Below are 20,706 nucleotides of genomic sequence, written 5' to 3'. Positions count from 1 at the left end.
TTTTTAAATATGAAAAGATAAAATCTAATAAAGATCAAGACCAGATAGCCGAAGCACACAACTTCGGCTTTAATAATATCATCATTTCTCTCTCTTAAAAATTTTATGTAGTTTGGCTATCCGAAATAGTCTACGCATAATGAGTGTAAGGAATTGGTATATAGGTCTATTGGTTTTTACGTTGTTTTCATGTAAAGATTTTGTGCTCAAAAAAGAGCATAAAGACGATATCATAAAAGAAGGATTAGAGAAACTAAATTGGAATGAGGTAGAACAACCTCCACTATTTGCAGCTTGTAAACGAAAATCTGAAGAAGAGCTAGAACAATGCTTTCAGAACACAATCACACAACATATACATAACGATCTTATAAAACATACGATTACTGTAAAAGAAGCTGTTAATGATACCATATGGGTTCCTTTACTTATAACCAATAAGGGAGAAATTATACTCGAAGATTTTAATTTACCACCCGATATAGAAGCGCAAATTCCAGATCTAAAAGACCGTTTAGAAAAAAGTATTCGTTCTCTACCAGAGATTAAACCTGCTCATACCCGTAGTACACCTGTCACTACACTCTATAAACTTCCTTTGGTAATACATATCGATTAGTACAAAATTATCTAAGTATGGTACATTTTTACCCATATTTAACTCATAGACAATAACATACACTCTTAATCGTTCATATTCCTTTCCTACTTAAGAATTCTACAATGTGTTCTGGAGTAAAAAATAAAATAAGATATGTTTTATTGCTATAGAGTATATAGTATGATATATCCATCTCCTAAAGAATATTGTTTAAGGTTAACCTAAAGTGTATCCCAACACCTTATTATATATTTTACTCAACTTAAAACCAATAATGAAATGAAAACAAAATTGTATTTATCTATTTTCTTAATCTTTGGGCTTTTTTCATGCTCAAAAGAAAAAATTACTGAAGATTTATCTGTAATAAAATTGAATAGCGTCAAAAATATAAACACTCAGAATCAGCACACTCTAAATGTAGTATTTTTTGAACCCACCGATGTTTCTGTAAACCAAGCCTTCTTAGATAGAGTTAGCAATGTAATGTTATATATTCAGGAATGGTATGCTGTACAAATGGATGCCCAGGGATACGGTAAAAAAACCTTTGGACTGAATATAAATTCAAATGGGAAAGTGAAACTAATAAAGATAAAAGGTAAAAAAACTAGTTCAGAATATAGTAAAAACCGACTTCAAATAAAAGGTGAAGTAAATAACTATTTCAGACAAAATCCTAGTGAAAAAGATAGCCAACATATTTTTGTGTTAGGAAAAGAAGGAAGTGGTCTTCCATTTGTAGGAGTAGGAAAAATGGCATTTGCTTCTTCCAAAAATTTTAAACTTGAACCTACAGGTAAATATTTTAACGGGTTCGAATTAAAAAAATGTGATAAATTAGGAGGAATCATGCATGAATTGGGGCATGGGCTTAATCTACCGCATATGGCTCATAGGAAATCAGATTTACCAAATATATCGTTGATGTCATTTGGTAATCGACATTACCAAAGAGGAAATGAAGACGAAACATTCTTGCTGCCATCTAGTTGTGCCTTGCTAAATGTTAGCCAAACGTTTAATAGTAGAAATAACGGGATCAATTATTATGGAAATAATCCCGGAGTAAACATGGTAACATATGAGATCAAAAAAGAAAACAATCAAAATGCGATTATTGCCGAAGGTAAATTTACTTCTTCTGTAAGGCCTACTCATATTTATATAGGACATAACGGGTATCCCAAAAATGGTAATGGTAATCCCAGATACGATGAGGTAACATTTACTACCACTCCTGGTGCTACCAGAAATGTAAATGAATACTCATTTCGTTTGGTAATGCCCTATTCTGATATTTTTAACGGTTACCAGGATAACAACAAAAACAAAATGGCCTTATCGGTGTATGTAGTAACCGAAAACGGAAGAAAAAGCACACCGTTACAATACGATTATACTACAGATGTATCAAAACAGACACCTAATGATGATGTAAATAAATCAGACAACGTATTTAGTCATACCAATCGGTCTGCATGGACAATTACAGCCAATTCTAAATCAGGAAACAATATCGCCAGTCGAATGATTGATGGCGATAAAACTACTTTTTGGCATAGTATGTGGCCTTATATTATCTCCTCAAAAGGAAATCATGTGATTACAGCCAATTTCAATGAGTGGAAATACATTAATGGTATATATCTTTTATCAGATAAAAAAGGGAGATACTTTAGACCCAAAAGCGTAAAAGTAGAAACCAGTTATTATGGTGATAATTGGACAGTTATGAAACATATACATATTGCTTCTGAAAATGAAGCACGTGAAATAAAAATAAATTTTGGACAAAGCATATGGGCACAACATTTGAGAATCATTGTAGATGAGGTTTATTCTAGTACTTCTGCCGAAAACTTATCATTTTCTGAAATAGATATCACAGAGTAACACTAAAATACCTATCTAAAGGAGACTTCAGTACTAATTCCTCTGATATAATTTGATAAAACTATCTGTATCCTATACCTGTTGGTATATTTATGTTATAAAATTTTGAGTTTTTCTTTGTTAAAATAATAAAGAAAAACTCAAAATTTTATTTAGTTACCGCACTTACTTTCTTATAAAGTACAGCTTAGTTTTTCTTTCTATATGTAACCAATCACTTAGTTATTTTCGAATTGCTTAGCTTTGTAATATAAAACGATCCCTTCTTTTGAGTAGCGAAAAAATTATACTAGGTATTGATCCCGGAACCACAATTATGGGGTTTGGACTTATTAAAGTTCAAAATAAAAAAATGTCTTTTCTACAATTAAATGAACTTCAACTTAGTAAGTATGACGATCATTATATAAAACTAAAACTTATTTTTGAACGTACTATAGAACTTATTGACACCTATCACCCCGATGAAATCGCAATAGAAGCTCCCTTTTTTGGCAAAAACGTACAATCAATGCTTAAACTAGGGAGAGCCCAGGGAGTAGCCATGGCGGCAGGTCTGAGTCGCGAAGTACCAATTACCGAGTATTCTCCAAAAAAAATCAAGATGGCAATTACCGGTAATGGTAATGCTACTAAAGAACAGGTGGCAAAAATGTTACAGAGCCTCTTACAACTCAAAACCTTACCCAAAAACCTGGATTCTACCGATGGTCTGGCTGCGGCAGTATGTCATTTTTATAATATGGGCCGAGCCAACATCGTAGGCAAAAGCTATACAGGTTGGGCGGCTTTTGTAAAACAGAACGAAAAAAGGGTGAAAAAATAATTATAAATTATGATTTTTGATGATTTAAAATCTATACATCTTAATTCTAAAATCTAACAATATCAGCGGTATTTATATCCATATTCCTTTCTGTAAGCAAGCTTGTCACTATTGTGATTTTCATTTTTCGACTTCGATGAAGAAAAGAGATGAAATGATCACTGCTCTATGTAATGAAATTAAACTACGAAAACCAGAAATTGACACCAACGAAACAATCAAAACCATATACTTTGGTGGTGGTACACCAACTGTACTATCTATAGATGAATTGCAGCATATTATAAATGTGATTTATAAATACTATCAAGTTGCTGATCATGCAGAAATCACCATCGAAGCCAATCCCGATGATCTTACCGAAGAGAAAATAGAATTATTAGCCAAAAGTAATGTAAATCGCTTGAGCATAGGTATCCAGTCTTTCTTTGAAAAAGATCTTAAAATGATGAATCGTGCTCATAATGCCAAAGAAGCTAAAAAATGCCTTTCTATGGCAACTCGCTACTTTGATAACATCTCGATAGATTTGATTTATGGCATCCCAAATATGTCAATAGATCAATGGAAACAAAATATCCAATTAGCATTAGGTTTTAAAGTGCCGCATATCTCTTGCTATGCCTTAACAGTAGAGCCTAACACCGCATTACCAAAATTGATCGAAAAAGGAGAAATCCCTTCGGTCGATGATAATATGGCACAAAAACATTTTGAAATCCTCGTAGCGTCTTTAGAAAAAGAAGGTTTTGTGCATTATGAATTATCCAATTTTGGTAAGCCCGAATACTTCAGTAAAAACAATACGGCATACTGGCAAGGGAAACGCTATTTGGGTATTGGACCCTCTGCACATTCCTATAACAGAAAACAACGAAGTTGGAACATTAATAATAATGTAAAATACATCAAAGCGTTACAGCAAAATCTACTCCCCAGAGAGATTGAAGACTTAACTATTACCGATGCCTACAATGAATATATAATGACAGGATTACGTACCATTTGGGGTGTATCCTTACAAAAAACAGAAAAGGATTTCGGAAAAAAACACAAAGAGTACCTCCTTAAACAAGCTCAAAAACATATTGATACTCATCTTTTATGTTTAGATGGCGATACATTATTTGTAACCAAAAAAGGAAAGTTTTTAAGCGATGGTATTGCAAGTGATCTTTTCTTACTAAATTTAGAGTGATTTTCTCCCTAAAAATAGTTGGAAGAACATATGATTACAACAATAGAACACAATAATCAGTCTTATAAAATTGATCTTTCAAAACCGTTAGATATATCCATTCCTTTAAGAGCATCGCAAGAAAATGTAAATGCCTGGTATATCGATGCCCCAAAAATTGAACCTGTAAGAGATGGAGAATGGATCGGAAAAGTATCTGAAGGCGCTTCAACCAACTTTAATAATATTTATTTCAACCCTCATGGTCATGGTACTCATACCGAGTGTGTTGGCCATATCACTCCCGAATTCTATAATGTCAACGATGCATTAAAACACTACTTTTTTATCGCCGAAGTCATTTCTATCTTACCAGAAAAGCAAGAAGAAGATCATATAATTACCAAAGGTCATATTGAAAATGCGATAACTTCTGTACACCCCGAAGCGCTTATTATAAGAACGCTTCCAAATACAAAGAATAAATGCGATAAACACTACTCTAATACCAACTGGCCGTATCTTACACAAGAAGCTGCTACCTATATTAGAAAGTTGAATATAGAACATCTTCTCATTGATTTGCCGTCGGTAGATAAAGAAAAAGATGATGGAAAATTATTAGCCCACAAGGCCTTCTGGGACTATCCCAAAGCAACCCGACATCATGCCACCATCACAGAAATGATTTATGTAGATCCCAAAATCCCAGATGGGCAATATCTTCTTAATCTTCAGATAGCATCTTTTGTAAATGATGCCTCACCAAGTAAACCTATCTTGTATAAAATGTTGTGAAAATGAAAACAACTCTACAACTTGAAGAAATTGCAATGCTCGGATTAGGAGTATATTTATTTGGTTTATTACCCTACTCATGGTGGTTATTTTTAGCTTTATTCCTTATACCCGACATTGGAATGTTAGGATACATTATAAATAATAAAATTGGAGCATTCACTTATAATATATTTCATCATAAAGGGATAGCAATTTCGATATATGTTATAGGAATATATTTCTCGAACGAATTAATACAACTTTCTGGAATCATTCTTTTTTCGCACGCTGCTTTCGATAGGGTTCTGGGATATGGTCTAAAATATGAAAAAGGGTTTAAATTCACACATCTGGGCGAAATAGGTAAAAAGAGACTAGATTAAAATTTTTAACTAAAATATAACAATCTCTACAGACAACTTTTTTGATAACATTTCATCTAGGTAATAGATCAAAGTTCAAAAATCATGAAAACAATACCATTTTCTTCCTTACTGAAATTTTTTAGTGTTCTTTTTTTATGTACTACTTTTTCATTCTCCTGTTCTGGTGATGATAACAAAAAAACAGATTCTAATACCGATTTGGCAAAGCTTAAAATAACGACTAAGCAATGCAAAGAACCGTGGTTACATGCAGAAGGAAATACATTAGAAAATAAAGTGTACAACTACCTAAAAGACTTAAACATCGAGCTTAAAGATTTCGAAAATATTACTCCAAAAGATATCGCAATGTGCGAAGCCTGCGAGGTTTGTTCTGGCCCTACAATTACTATAAAAGTAGACAAAAATCATGTTGATCGTTTGATTAAAGAAGGGTTTTCTCTAATGGTTAATTAATATAAACACCTTTATTTTCTTAAACGATATTCTTCATATCTTTACGCCATGGAGTTATTGTTTATTGGACTTTTGGGAGGCGCTATTCTAGCCTATTTTATTTTTGCAAGATTTAGTGCCGCAAAAAATAAATCATCTGTACAAACACAATCTGTTGTACTTAAAGAAAAAATCAAAAGCGTTTGCAAGTTAGTTACTGTTGAAGGTGATTTTGCTGAAATCTACCATTATGAAAGCGTAAAAGAAAAGTTTTTCAAATTACTATCAGGAACCAAAAAAGCATTAATCATTATTGAAGCCAAAGCATATGTAGGATTTGATTTATCCCAAATAGCACTAGAGAGTGATACCAAAAATAAACGAATTATCCTTACTCATTTTCCGCAGCCAAAACTCTTAACTATAGAAACAGATTTTAAGTACTATGATAAAAAAGAAGGTTGGCTAAATCCTTTTACCTCTGGTGATCTTACAGATCTTAACAAAGAAGCTAAGCAATTTATAAAAGATAAAATCCCTCAGAGTGGACTCATGGAATCTGCAAAAAAAGAAGCCCTGACAGCTATTTCACTTATGGAAACTCTTGCAGAATCTATTGGATGGACATTGGATTATTCTGCTTTAAAAATCGAAAACAATAATCAAGACGCAAAACAGTTAGAATAAAGAACAATGAGTATAGTTATTTCTACCGATAAAGAAAAATTAGATATCGACTTTATCCATAAGTTTTTAACTCGCTCGTATTGGGCAACAGGAAGAACTAAAGAACAAGTAAAAACCACTATCGAACATTCGATGTGCTTTGGAATATATCTCGATCAAAAACAAATCGGCTTTACAAGGGTGTTAACCGATTATGTAGTATATGCATACTTAATGGATGTATTTATTATAGAACAACAACGAGGAAATGGATATGCTAAGCAATTAATGCAAGTAGTTATGGATCACCCCGAACTACAAGCTATTCGAAGATGGATGTTACTTACAAAAGATGCTCATAAATTGTATCAGCAGTTTGGATTTGATAGTATAGACAACCCTTCGTGGGTGATGGGGAAATTAAATATATAAACTTTAAAAATGAACATCGAAGCATTTAGAAACTATTGTTTATCAAAAAAAGGAGTTACAGAAGAATTCCCTTTTGATGAAAGCACCTTGGTTTTTAAAGTAATGGGTAAAATGTTTGCTTTAACAGGATTAAATCGAATGCCTTTTAGTGTAAACTTAAAATGTGATCCTGATCGTGCTATCGAACTTCGCGAATATCACCCAGAAATAACTCCAGGATACCATATGAGTAAAAAACATTGGAATACTGTTAACTTTTCTGGTAGTTTACCTACTAATATGATACTCGAATTGATCAATCACTCTTATGACCTAGTAGTAAGTGGTTTGACCAAAAAGGTAAAACAAGAATTAGAAAATCTTTAATAGTAAAAAATAGTAGAATCATTGATAATCATCTCTAGGGATAATAAGGGAGTTTTATACCCCCGACCCTTTTTACAGAGAGGTATCAACATTCTCATTTGATAAGTACAAAATGAACAACCCACAACAATTTTATAAAGAGCAAATTTCTCTTCATACTGTATCACTAAAAAAAATAAAAAAACAACTCACCATCTCTAGCACTATTCGTCTGTTTGTTTTTTTGGCAATAGTAGCTGGGATATACTTTGGATATCCCAATACCCAGATTATCATTGGTAGTATTATTATAGGAATTACAGCTTTTATATTTTTAGTAAATCGACATACTGATCTTTCTTATTCCAAAAACAAACTACAAAAACTAATCGATATCAATACACTAGAACTTGATGTTTTTGAAGGTGATGTAACAAACCTCACTCCAGGAAAAGAGTATATCGATGCTACACATCCTTACAGTCATGATATCGACCTTTTTGGCGAACAATCTTTTTTTCAATACGCCAATCGCACAACTACTTTGGCCGGAAAAAACAAATTAGCAACTATCCTTAGCGCTAATGCTATTGAGCATATCGAGAAAAAACAAGAAGCAATAAAAAATGCCTCAAAACTTCCCGAATGGCGACAAGAATTTAGTGCCATTGCATCACTGGTTAATGTAAGTGTTTCGGTTTCGTTAATACAAAAATGGTTGCAAAGCTACACCGCTTTTGTCCCTAAGATAATGCGCATACTTCCTGCAATAGTATCTGGTATCTCGTTGATACTATTAACACTATTATTTCTGGATATGATTACTTTTACTATGTTTTTGATTTGGTTTTTTATTGGCTTAGGAATAACCGGGACACAGCTTAAAAAAATCAACAAATTATATAGTAACGCCAATAAAGTAAAAGATACCTTTGAGCAGTATTATAAACTAGTCGATAAAATTGAAAATGCGAATTTTGAAGCCACTCTATTACAAGAAAAGCAGCAATTGGTAATTAGCGACAAAGAAAAAGCTTCGCAAACCCTAAAACAGTTTGCCAGTATTCTTAATGCCTTTGATCAACGTAATAATATGATGTTTGGAGTTCTTGCCAACGGATTACTATTATGGGATATCCTACAGAGTTATCGTATCGAACAATGGATTGCCAAAAATCATACTAAAGTAGCACAATGGTTCGAGGTTATTGCCTTTTTTGATGCGTATAACTCCCTGGGTAATTTTGCCTTTAATCACCCTGACTATGTATACCCTAAGATAACATCAAACAATAGTATACTCCAAGCCAAAGAATTAGGGCATCCAATGCTTAATGCTCATAAAAGAATAGATAATGACATTACTATAGACAAAGAGCAGTTTTTAATCATCACTGGAGCCAATATGGCTGGGAAAAGTACTTTTTTGCGTACCGTTGCTTTACAAATTGTGATGTCAAACATAGGATTGCCTATTTGTGCAAAATCATGCGAATATCGCCCTATTAAATTGATTAGTAGCATGAGAACATCAGACTCATTAAGTGATGACGCCTCTTATTTCTTTTCAGAATTAACACAGCTTAAAAAAATTGTAAATGCCCTGGAAAAAGATGAATACTTTATCATCCTCGATGAAATTCTAAAAGGTACCAATAGTAAAGACAAAGCTGCAGGATCACGTAAATTTGTAGAAAAACTGGTTAAGGCAAAAGCAACAGGTATTATAGCAACACATGATCTAAGTCTTTGTGAGATTGCATCAGAATTACGTCAAGTAGAAAACCGCTTTTTTGATGCTCAAATTGTAAATGACGAGTTATTCTTTGACTATAAATTTAAAGATGGAGTTTGTCAGAATATGAATGCTTCATTCTTATTAAAGAAAATGGGGATTGTGTGATCCTGAAATCGAAAAACAACTATCAATTCGATAGTTATAGATAAAATATAATCTTAGATTTGAAGAGTAAAACCATCAAAATAAGTATTTGATGCAAAATTCTCTAATTCTCAACTAGATTCAATACTAAATTCATGCAAAAAGAAGACCTGATTCAAACCCATCAAAGAATTGAGCCATATATTCATAAAACACCTGTGTTTAGCTCTCAATTAATTGATGAAATAGCAGGAGCAACTCTTTATTTTAAATGTGAAAACTTTCAAAAAACAGGAGCGTTTAAAATGAGAGGGGCTACAAATGCAATTATGCAACTTACCGAGGAACAGAAACAAAAAGGTGTTGTTACGCATTCTTCAGGGAATTTTGCACAAGCACTTTCTCTTGCAGCTCTAAAATTGGGCATCAAAGCATTTATCGTAATGCCCTCTAATGCCCCTCAAGTTAAAAAAGATGCGGTTAAAGGTTATCAAGGAAATATCATCGAATGCGAACCTACACTAGTAGCAAGAGAAAATACAGCCAAAGAAATCTCACAAAAAGAAGGAGCTACTTTTGTGCATCCCTATAATGATAATAACGTTATCCTGGGACAAGGAACAGCTTGTAAAGAACTGTTAGAAAAACAACCTGATTTAGATTACATATTTACACCAGTTGGTGGCGGAGGCTTAATTGCAGGGACAGCTTTATCTGCTCTTCATTTTGGAAATGATTGTACTGTAATTGGAGGAGAACCTTTTGAAGTTGATGATGCATATCGATCTTTACAAAGCGGAGTTATCGAGTCTAATTTGACTACAAATACTATTGCAGATGGGCTTAGAGTACAATTAGGAAATAAAAATTTTCCTATAATCCAGCAATATGTAAAAAAGATAACACGAGTTACAGAAGAAGAAATTGTAGAGGCCATGAGACTAATTTGGGAACGCTTAAAAATTGTTTCAGAACCATCTTCTGCTGTAGCGTTGGCAGCTATGCTAAAAGAGAAAAATAGTTTCAAAAATAAGAAAATAGGTATTATTATTTCAGGAGGAAATGTTGATCTAAATCAATTACCTTTTAGTCTTTAACCAATAAGAAAAAAATCTACCATTTTTAATGAAGTAGTTAGCAAACTTAGTATTGAAAATAAAATGGCTACGCAATTTTTTGAACATATTAACAAGTTTGTCAAAATTGACGAAAAAGATTTTCAAAGAATACTAACTTTCTTTGATTTGCGTAGCGTAAACAAAAAAGAAATTATTGTTAAGGCAGGAGATACATGTAATTTCAATCATTTTGTAGTAAATGGGTGCCTTCAGATGTTTTATATCAATGATAAAGGAACAGAACGAACTATTCAATTTGCCATTGAGAATTGGTGGATGACAGACTTTTTGGCCTATCATAACCAAAATATAACAGGCTTTTATATTCAGGCAGTCGAAAACACAAAAATCCTTACTATCTCTTACAAAAAGCAAGAAGATTTATTATACGAATTTCCAAAACTCGAAAAGTATTTTAGAGTAATTTATCAAATTTCATACGGAGCATCTCTGATCAAAACGAAGTATTTACTTGATCTTTCTAAAGAAGAAATCTATTTTCATTTCACAGAACATTTTCCCGAATTTGCCCAAAGAGTTCCGCAGTATTTAATTGCTTCTTTTTTAGGACTTACACCAGAATATGTAAGCGAAATCAGAAATAAAAAACGTTCTTAAACCAGTTTAAGTTTTTTCTTGACGACAGCAAATACCTTTACATCAAATTCAAATACTAAAACAATGGAAAAAAGAATTCAAATTGATGTAAGCGAGCCTTTAGCATATAAAGCCATGTATACCCTTGGAAATTATGTAAGACAAAGCCAGTTAAGTGATATTCATAAAGAACTTATAAACATAAGAGTATCGCAACTAAACGGCTGTGCTTTTTGCATAAACATGCACACCAAGGATGCCCTTGAAAATGGTGAGGCCCAACAACGTATTTTTTTACTTGATGCCTGGCAGGAAACCGATATATTTACAGAAGAAGAAAAGGTTATTCTGCAAATTACCGAAGAAGTAACAATGATCCATAATAACGGATTAACAACCAAAACATATCAAAAAGCTATTGAAAATTTTGATGAAAAGTATGTATCCCAAATAATAATGGCGATAATAAATATAAATGCATGGAACAGAATTGCAATAAGTACTCATAAACCTATCGATCAATAACTCGTCTTTAGTACACATAATGTTCATAATACTTCATAAAAGAGATAACGATTTGACTTTATAATCAAATCGTTATCTCTTTTGTGACTTACATAGAATATACAAGTAACATAGAGAGTAATAGCCATTCTCAACATCAACTAAGTAATATGAGTTTTAAAAACATACCGATAAGAATGTTTTTTGTATATTTGTCATATGAACCAAAAAATCAAATCCAAAGAAACTCAGAATTTGATCATTAATAGCGCTTTTGAACTATTCTACAAGCATGGTTATAACAAGACCAGTATTCCTGAAATCATAAAGGGCACAGGGCTTTCTAAAGGTGCTTTTTATCATCATTTTAATAGCAAGAAAAATATTGGAGAAAAAGTAATTGATCTTACCGTAAGGAAAAGAGTCTATGAAAGAATGGTTGCACCTCTCAAAAATCCGGATAGCGCACCTGTAATACCATTGTTATGTGATGTTTTTATCAAACGTATCGAGGGGTATTCTGACTTGGAAAAAGATTTAGGTTGCCCTGCTAATAACTTGATTAACGAAATTGGGTATTCAGAAAATTCATTCAGGGAAATGCTTAGAGATATAATTGATCATTGGCAGAAGATCATGGTCGATCTATTAGAGCAAGGCAAAATTAAGGGTGAAATTAGAAAAAATGTTGACACATCGGCAACAGCCATTTTTCTGATAAGTGCTTTTGAAGGGGTAAGAGGTATTAGAAAAGTATATAATAATGATAAAATATTAGACGAATATCTTATAGCTGTAAAAAGTTATATAGAGCAGTTAGCATAATTTTTTAATTAGATGAATGAAATGGAAGCAATTCGAATAACACTAGAACAAATATCAAATACAGCAATGCAATTAAACAATGACACCATAAAAGTTATTGTAGATCGACCTATAAGTCAAAGTGGTGGCGGTAATGGGTTAATGGGAGGTCAATACTTATTGACAGGTATTGGTGGCTGTTTTTGTAGTACATTTTTTGCTGCAGCACAATCCAGAAGTTTCGAAATTGAAGGATTTCAGGTTGATGTTATCGCAACTAAAAGTGAAGACTTACCCAAGCGTTTTACAGATATACGCCTTGATGTATCTTATAAAAAATGCAGTGATCCAGTAGTTTTTAAAAAGCTACTCAGAATTGCAGAAATGGGTTGTATATCAATTAATACCATTAAAGAAGGAATGGGGCTTAAAGTACATCAAAAATAAAAGATGAAAAAAATTATTCATCCCAGCACAATGTTTATATGCAATAACAATTAATCACATAATTTAAAATGAAGAGAATATGAAACTTATAGAAAAATTTAAAGACATTACAGACTACTTCTCTCCAAAAATAATTGGAGAAGTTAATGATACTTATGTTAAGCTAGCAAAAATAAAAGGTGATAAAGTACCCTGGCATAACCATGAACATGAAGACGAACTCTTCTACATTATCGAAGGAAGCCTTCTTTTTGAAGTAGAAGGGCAAGACCCTTTTGTCATGAATCAAGGAGATTTGTTTATTGTAAAACGAGGTATTAATCATAGAGTATCTTCAACAGAGGAATGTAAAATTATGCTAATAGAAAACAAAACGACAGCACATACAGGAAAAGTAAACTCCGAAATCACTAAAAATATTAAAGAACAACAATTAGAATCATGAAAAATCTATTCTAAATTCAAAATTAATAGTATAAAATATTTTTAATAAATACTTGCTTAAGGCAAGTATTTATTAAATTTGTATTATGAAAAACATAGTCAACAAAATTCGAAGATTTAATCGCTTTTATACCAGAGTTATAGGGGTAATTAATAATCACATATTAGAAAGTCAATATTCACTTTCTGAGGTTCGTGTTATGTACGAGATTTATCATAATCCTCAAATTACAGCTCGACAAATAAAAGAGATTATTGAAGTTGACGAGGGCTACTTAAGTCGCTTGATAAAAAAAATGGTTAAACTAAACATCATCAATAAAATAAAATCGCAAGACGATTATAGGATATCATACTTAAATCTCACAGAAAATGGTAAAAAAATATTTTTAACCCTTAATCAACGCTCATCAAATGCTATTTCTGAGATCATCCAACATCTTAACCCAAAAGAGCAGGAAGAATTAATTCTATTGTATGAAAAAATAGAAATTTTACTAACTAAAAAAAGAAATTAAAATGCAGCTTAATGACATTTCTATCAGAACGACCATCAAACCCGGTGACCTGGGGTATATCATTCATCGTCATGGTAAAATATATGGAGAAGAATATAATTATGGCGTAGCATTCGAAACCTATGTTGGAGAAGGAATGCACGAATTTTATATGAATTATAATCCCGAAATGGACCGAGTCTGGATATGTGAGCATGATGACAAAATTGTAGGTTTTGTTCTATTAATGCATAGAGAGAATAAAACTGCTCAACTTCGATATTTCTATCTCGAACCAGCATATAGAGGATTAGGACTGGGGAAAAAATTAATGTCTCTTTTTATGGATTTCTTTCATAAAAAAGGGTATCAATCGGCCTATTTATGGACTACCGATGAATTATCTGCTGCGGCTTCGTTATATAAAAAGCATGGATTTAAATTAACAGAGTCAAAAAAATCAATCGCTTTTGAAAAACCTCTGATAGAAAATCGCTATGACTTGTCGACTATACCTAAAAACTAGATGTAAGTTTTAATAAAAACTATTGAAGAAGATAAAGAAATACATAATGAATCATCATGATGTATTCTTCTCTTTTTGACGATAATTTATATCTCCCTTTTCAGAAATTTTATACATCCCTCACGTCAATATTTCAATTAAATTTTCATAAAATTGTATAGCTAAGAAATACTGGTAGAAATAATATCGTTACCAAAACAGTAGTATAAATCATGGCTATGATTGAAAAATAGTATCTCCTTTATAGCCAAAACGTCGTTATCAACAAAAAGTGATATGAAAAAATTAAACATAATCTATATCCTACTCATCTGTATCGTTCATGTTTCACTGAATTCTTGTAAAAACAATTCGAATGCTCAGGAAAGTAAAAGTCCCGTACCTCAGCAAGAAGATAAAGAAAATACTACACTAACAGAAGAAGAACCTAAACCAACTAAATATCCTACATTAAACATTAAGCCAAATGATCAAATAAACTCCCCCATCGAAATAAAAGTGAATTCTGAAGGTGTTTGGTTTGCCAGTGAAGGAGAACTTGGATGGATCCAGTTAATTGATGACAAAGGAAATGAATTAGCAAAAGGAATATTAAGTGCAGATGGGGATTGGATGAAAAGTGGCCCTGTAATGTTTTCGGCCACCTTAACCTTTGATTCAAAAAATATAGAAACTGGTAAACTAATCGTTCATAACAATCCGGGAGAAGGAGACGGTGACGAAGCAGGAGAATCAATACATTTTGAAATACCTGTTATTTTTTAGCCTCAAAGATGAATCTAAAGAAACCAGGAAGTGAAGAAAAAAAATTGACTCTGGAACAGGTAGACAATACTCATAAAATTCCTTTCGAATTACTTGAGTTGGCTGATCCATCAAGAAATCAAATAGAAGAATATGTAAAGACTGGGCAATGTTATATTGCAAAATTAAACTCTAAACTTGTTGGAAGTATTGTGTTAAAAGAATTAACATCAACTACTATAGAAATAAAAAATATAGTAGTTAGTGAATCTTTCCAGAATCAGGGATATGGCAAACAATTATTGAGGCATATACATGAAATAGCATCAAGATCTATGTATGAAAAAATTGTTATTGGTACCGGTAATTCAAGTATTAAACAACTAGCTTTATACCAAAAAGAGGGGTTCGAGATTTGTAGTATTGAAAAAGATTTTTTTATCAATAATTATGATGAACCAATTTTTGAAAACGGAATTCAATGTAAACATATGATCATCCTCGAAAAAAAAGTATAAAATAATTCATGAATTACCTAAATGGCTCCTGAAATATGCAAAATAGATCATCTCTTCTATTTATATATTGAGAACTTAAGGGGGATTTTTAAATATGTTGAAGTTTTTAAACGAATAAAACAAACAAAATTTAGTAGATTAGACGCTATCTTTTTTCTCCATTATGTCTAGATTATTAGATTAATAATAGCTCTAACGAATTAATAAAGCAAGTGAATACCAAAGATAATTTTATGATGGATGGCTATGAAAGCCTAAATGATTACTGGGCAAGAACAAAATTAAATTTGCTACAGAAACTAAAAGTACATGCTGCTGCTATTTTAATTACCGTATTTAAATTTATCATTAAACCTATCAGATTCATATTTGGTAAAAACTTTAATTTACTCGCTAATATTGATGAGGATTTAGGTGAATTTGACATATTAGGGAGTAAAAGAAAAGAAGAATTTGGACAACATTACCTTACACAACCAGAAATAGACAAATTTATAAGTAGTGGTATTCATGGGCCATTTCGTGTATTAGACACTATAGAAGCCGAAAATCTTGCAAATGAAAGTGATGACCTATTTAGAAAACACTTTCATAAAACTACTCTATTTGGTAAAGATATTTTGAGTTCGTTAAAAGCATCTGGTGATTACTCTATTAATTATCTGGGGTTTTTTCAGGGATCAAAATACAAAAGGCTTTGGGATGTATTAATACATCCTAAATTATCACAACCTCTTCAAAGTATTTTGGGTGATGATTTATTATGTTGGAGATCCCAGTTTTTTGAAAAAAAGCCAGACCAGGAAGGTACATTTTGGCATCAAACGGGTACATTTCGAGAATCTGATGAAAAGCCAAAATTAGAACCCACTCATCCTACACACCCTGCAATTGCGCAACTATCTGTATGGATTGCTCTACGGGATACCAATAAAGAGACAGGATGCCTACGTATGATAGAAGGCTCATTTCGGGATGGGCGTTTCGAAAGAATTGTAACGAATATCCAAGATGATTTATCTGGTTATCTAATGTCACTGCCCTACTCAGAAATTATCAAAACCTTAAAAACTATTTGGTATACTACAGGTAATTTCAAGAAAGCACAACTAGTATTCGAAAAAATTAAAAAAAAAGTGCCATCTCTTTTTGAGAATGTTATTATTAGAGACCTGGAAATGAAAGCAGGTGAGGCAATTATTTTTACTTCTTTAAATACTCATGCGTCGTATGCAAATACTTCTAATGATCGTGTACGTCTTGCTTTGGCAGGAAGATATACTCGATCAGATGTTCATATATTTAAACATGAATCTACTTCTGTATTACCAACCAAAAGTGGTGGTATTCCGTATAATGTACATAAAGAACCTTCTATCCCTGTATGTGGTAACCCTAAACATTCAAAAACTAATAATATTATAGCAGAATATCCCTCGTCCTGAAAGAAGTCAAAATTAACCAAAACTCGGCTCATGTAATCTTTTTTTATAATCAGAAGGAGTCATTCCTTTTATTTCCTTAAATTTTCTATTAAAATTAGAGAGATTTTTAAAACCACTCCGATAAGAAACTTCAGAAATAGTGATATCCAATTCTCTCGATATTAACCTACATGCATTCTCAATTCGTACCTCGATCAAAAACTGAAAGAAGGTTTTATTGGTTCGTTGTTTAAAATACCGACAAAAAGCATTAGGTGTCATATTTGCCAGATCAGCAACTTCTTTCAGTGAAAAATCTCTATTAAACTCATTCATCACCACCTGAAAAACTTTAGCCATTCTTTTTCCTTCATTATCGGTATATGCTCTTTTTGAAATGAACGATGATATGGTTTTGGTCTTTGATGTTTTCAGTATTTTTAAGATCTTCAAAAAAATGGTAAAACGATCTAATTTTTCTTTTTTCTCAACAATTTTCAAAAACTGTTTTTTTAACTTCTCTTTTTTAGAAAACACCCTAATCCCATATACCGAGCTTCTAAAAAATCCCGACAAATCATTAAACTCAGGAAGTTTAAAAAATAGATTCCCAAAGGATTCTTTGGTAAAAAAAAGAGAAATCATATATGACTTTACAGGAGAAGAGGCACTTTTTAATACATGAGGAACATTACTCCCAAAAATCAAAATATCATTAGCTTTATAATCGGTAATCGTATCTCCAACAATTAAACTCCCTTCTCCCGATATTATGATCGATATCTGTATCTCCTCATGCTGATGAAATTTATCATAAAAGACAACTTCCTTATCTTCCTGAACAATTAGGGTGTCTGTCGAGGACTTTGGTATTTTAAAAGGTAATGCTTTCATTTCTAATTCATCTATGAATCAATATTAATCATAATTATGCATATATTAACAATAAAAGGTAATATAGTATCAGATATAGATAATTTCTCAATGTATCTTTCATCGCTTTCATAATATCTTTGAAAAAATTTAAATATGGCTATAGATTGGAAAGGTGTAATGCCTGCAGTGACTACAAAATTCACAAAAGACGATACACTAGACTTAGAAATGTTTGAAATTAATATCAATGCACAACTTAAAGCCGGAGTTCACGGAATTATATTGGGCGGGACCTTAGGCGAGGCAAGTACATTAAGTGATGATGAAAAAAGAATTTTGGTTAGAACCACTGTTGATATCGTTAAAAACAAAGTTCCTGTAATCATTAATATTGCAGAACAAACTACAAAAGGAGCGATTAAAGCTGCTAAAAAAGCAAAAGAAGATGGAGCTAGTGGTTTGATGATGCTCCCACCAATGCGATATAAAGCAGGAGATCGAGAAACTGTAGTGTATTTTAAAGAAGTGGCCAAAAGTACAGATCTACCTATAATGATTTATAATAATCCTGTTGACTATAAGATAGAAGTTTCTTTGGATATGTTTGAAGAGCTATTAGTATTAGATAATATACAGGCCGTAAAAGAATCTACAAGAGATATTTCTAATATAACACGAATTAAAAATCGCTTTGGTGATAGATTAAAAATCCTAAGTGGAGTAGATACATTAGCTCTCGAAAGTTTATTGATGGGTGCCGATGGTTGGGTTGCAGGACTAGTAGATGCTTTCCCAGAAGAAACTGTAGCTATTTATGAGCTTCAGAAAGCTGGTCGGATTAAAGAAGCTATAGCAATCTATCGTTGGTTTTTACCTTTGCTGGAGTTAGACATAAACCCTAAATTAGTACAAAATATAAAACTGGCAGAAGTAGCTACCGGAATCGGCACAGAGTATGTGCGCCCACCCAGGCTACCACTCGTTGGAGATGAACGTAAAAAAGTATTAGAAATTATTGAAACCGGCCTAAAAACAAGACCACAATTACCCAAATACAAAAACATTGAATTAATAGATTAGTCTTTAAAGTGATGTATCAAAAAATAATAAAGACAGCATCATTCTTTCATTAGAAATTGATCTATTTTCACATTAAATCATTTTGAAACTATGATAACAGGCAAAAATTATATAGGAAATCAACTTTCGGCTATAGGAAGTAAAACCTACACGACTTTTAACCCTAAGTTGAATATTGAAAATGAACATACATTTTTTGAAGCTTCAGAAGAAGAAATCGAAAAAGCCGTATCATTAGCTTCAGAAGCTTTTGAAATTTTCAGAAAGGTTTCTGGCGCTAAAAAAGCTGAATTTTTAAATGCAATTGCCGATGAGATTCTGGCTTTAGATGATCTTCTAATAGAAACATATAGATCGGAAACTGGTTTGCCAGAAGGAAGAGCAAAAGGTGAACGAGGTAGAACTATAGGACAATTAAGAACCTTTGCTGATCTGGTAGCCGAGGGCTCATGGGTAGAAGCTTCTATAGACACTGCTGATTTAGATCGCAGTCCTATTCCTAAACAAGATATTCGTAAAATGCTGGTCCCTTTAGGACCCGTTGTTGTTTTTGGAGCAAGTAATTTTCCTCTAGCCTACTCTACAGCCGGAGGTGATACTGCCGCTGCATTTGCCGCAGGATGTCCTGTTATTGTAAAATCACATCCTATGCATGCAGGAACGGGAGAATTAGTATCTGCCGCAATTATCAAAGCTGCCACAAAAACAGGAATGCCAAATGGAGTATTTTCTAACCTCAATAGCTCAGGAATCGAAGTAGGTGTTCAATTAGTAGAACATCCTGCAGTAAAAGCTGTTGGTTTTACAGGAAGTATTAGAGGAGGTAGAGCTTTATTTGATTTAGCTTCAAAACGACCAGAGCCAATTCCGGTATTTGCAGAAATGGGAAGTATAAATCCTGTAGTCTTATTACCCGAAGCAACAATTACAAAAGGAGTCGATTTAGCTAAAACCTACGCAAAATCAATAACGTTAGGAGCTGGCCAGTTTTGTACAAATCCTGGTTTGCTTATTGGTATTAAAGGAGAAGCCTTAACTAATTTTATAACAACACTTTCTGAAGAAATTATAAAAATTGAACCTTCCTGTATGTTGCATCCCAACATTATTGGAAATTTTGAAAGAAACAAAGCAAATGCATTACAACAAAGTGGACTATCTGTCACCGCAGAGCTTGATAGTGATGTTGCCGTAAATTATGCAAGACAAACAGTTACCACAGTAGAAGGAAAAACATTTTTAGAAAACACAACCTTACATCAAGAAGTATTTGGGCCATTCTCTATGGTTGTGCAATGCCAGGATATCGAACAATTAGAAACCATAATTAACACCTTAGAAGGGCAACTCACAGGAACCATTATTGCAGAAAGCGAAGAAGCACTACAATACAATACAGTAATTGATGCATTACAAAACAGGGTAGGAAGAATCATATTTAATGGTGTTCCTACAGGCGTAGAAGTATGCCCATCTATGTTACATGGTGGTCCATATCCTGCATCAACAGATAGTAGGTTTACAGCAGTTGGTATTCATTCTATTAAACGATGGGTGCGTCCATTTAGCTATCAAAGCTGGCCTAATAATTTATTACCTAACGAACTTAAGAATGAAAACCCTCTAGGGATTTCCAGGTTAGTAAATGGTAAGCATACAGATTCTAAAATCTAATTTTTAGAATTAATATTAAAAAAATAA

At 32.6% G+C, this 20,706-nt stretch carries 25 protein-coding genes; 24 read left to right on the top strand and 1 reads right to left on the bottom strand.

All coding sequences use genetic code 11. From position 1 onward, the window contains the following. Positions 1–139 precede the first annotated feature (139 nt). The 22 genes from DK441_RS06845 (at position 140) to DK441_RS06740 (ending at position 17,070) form a co-directional block, all read left to right on the top strand. On the top strand, positions 140–619 hold the full coding sequence (locus tag DK441_RS06845; protein WP_109098062.1) for a hypothetical protein: 480 nt from the start codon (positions 140–142) through the stop codon (positions 617–619). Positions 620–880: 261 nt separating this feature from the next. Continuing rightward, a complete protein-coding gene (locus tag DK441_RS06840) occupies positions 881–2,497 on the top strand; it encodes a discoidin domain-containing protein (RefSeq protein WP_109098061.1) in 1,617 nt (538 codons plus the stop codon). A 268-nt stretch (positions 2,498–2,765) separates the two neighbouring features. Then, positions 2,766–3,323: a crossover junction endodeoxyribonuclease RuvC gene (ruvC, locus tag DK441_RS06835; protein ID WP_109098060.1), complete on the top strand. Its 558-nt coding sequence runs from the start codon at positions 2,766–2,768 to the stop codon at positions 3,321–3,323. Positions 3,324–3,384: 61 nt separating this feature from the next. Continuing rightward, on the top strand, positions 3,385–4,521 hold the full coding sequence (hemW, locus tag DK441_RS06830) for a radical SAM family heme chaperone HemW (RefSeq protein ID WP_109098059.1): 1,137 nt from the start codon (positions 3,385–3,387) through the stop codon (positions 4,519–4,521). A gap of 30 nt (positions 4,522–4,551) precedes the next feature. Further along, positions 4,552–5,298 (top strand): cyclase family protein, encoded by a 747-nt coding sequence (locus DK441_RS06825; RefSeq protein ID WP_109098058.1) that lies wholly within the window; start codon positions 4,552–4,554, stop codon positions 5,296–5,298. Between the two features lie 2 nt (positions 5,299–5,300). Further along, entirely contained in the window at positions 5,301–5,663 is a 363-nt protein-coding gene (locus DK441_RS06820; RefSeq protein WP_109098057.1) for a DUF4260 domain-containing protein, read from the top strand. A gap of 84 nt (positions 5,664–5,747) precedes the next feature. Next, a complete protein-coding gene (locus DK441_RS06815) occupies positions 5,748–6,122 on the top strand; it encodes a hypothetical protein (RefSeq protein WP_109098056.1) in 375 nt (124 codons plus the stop codon). Between the two features lie 48 nt (positions 6,123–6,170). Then, a complete protein-coding gene (locus DK441_RS06810) occupies positions 6,171–6,788 on the top strand; it encodes a DUF4230 domain-containing protein (RefSeq protein ID WP_109098055.1) in 618 nt (205 codons plus the stop codon). Positions 6,789–6,794: 6 nt separating this feature from the next. Continuing rightward, positions 6,795–7,199 carry a GNAT family N-acetyltransferase gene (locus DK441_RS06805; RefSeq protein WP_109098054.1) on the top strand — a complete coding sequence of 135 codons (405 nt, stop codon included), beginning with the start codon at positions 6,795–6,797 and terminating at the stop codon, positions 7,197–7,199. A gap of 9 nt (positions 7,200–7,208) precedes the next feature. Beyond that, a complete protein-coding gene (locus DK441_RS06800) occupies positions 7,209–7,565 on the top strand; it encodes an MmcQ/YjbR family DNA-binding protein (RefSeq protein WP_109098053.1) in 357 nt (118 codons plus the stop codon). Between the two features lie 112 nt (positions 7,566–7,677). Then, positions 7,678–9,447, top strand: a complete 1,770-nt coding sequence (locus DK441_RS06795; RefSeq protein WP_109098052.1) for a DNA mismatch repair protein MutS — start codon at positions 7,678–7,680, stop codon at positions 9,445–9,447. A gap of 134 nt (positions 9,448–9,581) precedes the next feature. Continuing rightward, positions 9,582–10,523, top strand: coding sequence for a threonine/serine dehydratase (locus DK441_RS06790; RefSeq protein ID WP_109098051.1), 942 nt, complete (start codon positions 9,582–9,584; stop codon positions 10,521–10,523). A 63-nt stretch (positions 10,524–10,586) separates the two neighbouring features. Beyond that, complete coding sequence (locus DK441_RS06785) at positions 10,587–11,162, top strand: Crp/Fnr family transcriptional regulator (RefSeq protein WP_109098050.1); 576 nt, start codon at positions 10,587–10,589, stop codon at positions 11,160–11,162. Between the two features lie 63 nt (positions 11,163–11,225). Then, positions 11,226–11,666 (top strand): carboxymuconolactone decarboxylase family protein, encoded by a 441-nt coding sequence (locus DK441_RS06780; protein ID WP_109098049.1) that lies wholly within the window; start codon positions 11,226–11,228, stop codon positions 11,664–11,666. Between the two features lie 198 nt (positions 11,667–11,864). Further along, a complete protein-coding gene (locus tag DK441_RS06775) occupies positions 11,865–12,470 on the top strand; it encodes a TetR/AcrR family transcriptional regulator (protein WP_109098048.1) in 606 nt (201 codons plus the stop codon). Positions 12,471–12,482: 12 nt separating this feature from the next. After that, positions 12,483–12,896, top strand: a complete 414-nt coding sequence (locus tag DK441_RS06770) for an OsmC family protein (RefSeq protein WP_109098047.1) — start codon at positions 12,483–12,485, stop codon at positions 12,894–12,896. A 79-nt stretch (positions 12,897–12,975) separates the two neighbouring features. Next, positions 12,976–13,341: a cupin domain-containing protein gene (locus tag DK441_RS06765; RefSeq protein WP_109098046.1), complete on the top strand. Its 366-nt coding sequence runs from the start codon at positions 12,976–12,978 to the stop codon at positions 13,339–13,341. An 85-nt stretch (positions 13,342–13,426) separates the two neighbouring features. Further along, complete coding sequence (locus tag DK441_RS06760) at positions 13,427–13,858, top strand: MarR family winged helix-turn-helix transcriptional regulator (RefSeq protein ID WP_109098045.1); 432 nt, start codon at positions 13,427–13,429, stop codon at positions 13,856–13,858. A gap of 1 nt (position 13,859) precedes the next feature. Next, positions 13,860–14,363 carry a GNAT family N-acetyltransferase gene (locus tag DK441_RS06755; RefSeq protein ID WP_109098044.1) on the top strand — a complete coding sequence of 168 codons (504 nt, stop codon included), beginning with the start codon at positions 13,860–13,862 and terminating at the stop codon, positions 14,361–14,363. A gap of 276 nt (positions 14,364–14,639) precedes the next feature. After that, the gene (locus DK441_RS06750) at positions 14,640–15,128 is read left to right on the top strand and encodes a hypothetical protein (protein WP_109098043.1); all 489 of its coding nucleotides are present in this window, start codon (positions 14,640–14,642) and stop codon (positions 15,126–15,128) included. An 8-nt stretch (positions 15,129–15,136) separates the two neighbouring features. After that, positions 15,137–15,625 (top strand): GNAT family N-acetyltransferase, encoded by a 489-nt coding sequence (locus DK441_RS06745; RefSeq protein WP_109098042.1) that lies wholly within the window; start codon positions 15,137–15,139, stop codon positions 15,623–15,625. 212 nt (positions 15,626–15,837) lie between these two features. After that, positions 15,838–17,070, top strand: coding sequence for a phytanoyl-CoA dioxygenase family protein (locus DK441_RS06740; RefSeq protein WP_109098041.1), 1,233 nt, complete (start codon positions 15,838–15,840; stop codon positions 17,068–17,070). A gap of 12 nt (positions 17,071–17,082) precedes the next feature. Here DK441_RS06740 and DK441_RS06735 read toward each other — a convergent pair whose 3' ends face one another. Next, positions 17,083–17,943, bottom strand: a complete 861-nt coding sequence (locus DK441_RS06735; RefSeq protein ID WP_109098040.1) for an AraC family transcriptional regulator — start codon at positions 17,941–17,943, stop codon at positions 17,083–17,085. A 135-nt stretch (positions 17,944–18,078) separates the two neighbouring features. Between DK441_RS06735 and DK441_RS06730 the strand changes: the two genes are divergently transcribed. After that, positions 18,079–19,005, top strand: coding sequence for a dihydrodipicolinate synthase family protein (locus tag DK441_RS06730; protein ID WP_109098039.1), 927 nt, complete (start codon positions 18,079–18,081; stop codon positions 19,003–19,005). A gap of 90 nt (positions 19,006–19,095) precedes the next feature. Beyond that, positions 19,096–20,679: an aldehyde dehydrogenase (NADP(+)) gene (locus tag DK441_RS06725; protein WP_109098038.1), complete on the top strand. Its 1,584-nt coding sequence runs from the start codon at positions 19,096–19,098 to the stop codon at positions 20,677–20,679. Positions 20,680–20,706 lie beyond the last annotated feature (27 nt).

This window comes from Aquimarina sp. AU58, from assembly GCF_900312745.1.
In the GTDB taxonomy this organism is placed as follows: domain Bacteria; phylum Bacteroidota; class Bacteroidia; order Flavobacteriales; family Flavobacteriaceae; genus Aquimarina; species Aquimarina spinulae.
The sequence above is the reverse complement of the archived record's forward strand: the minus strand, read 5'-3'. Positions and strand labels throughout refer to the sequence as shown.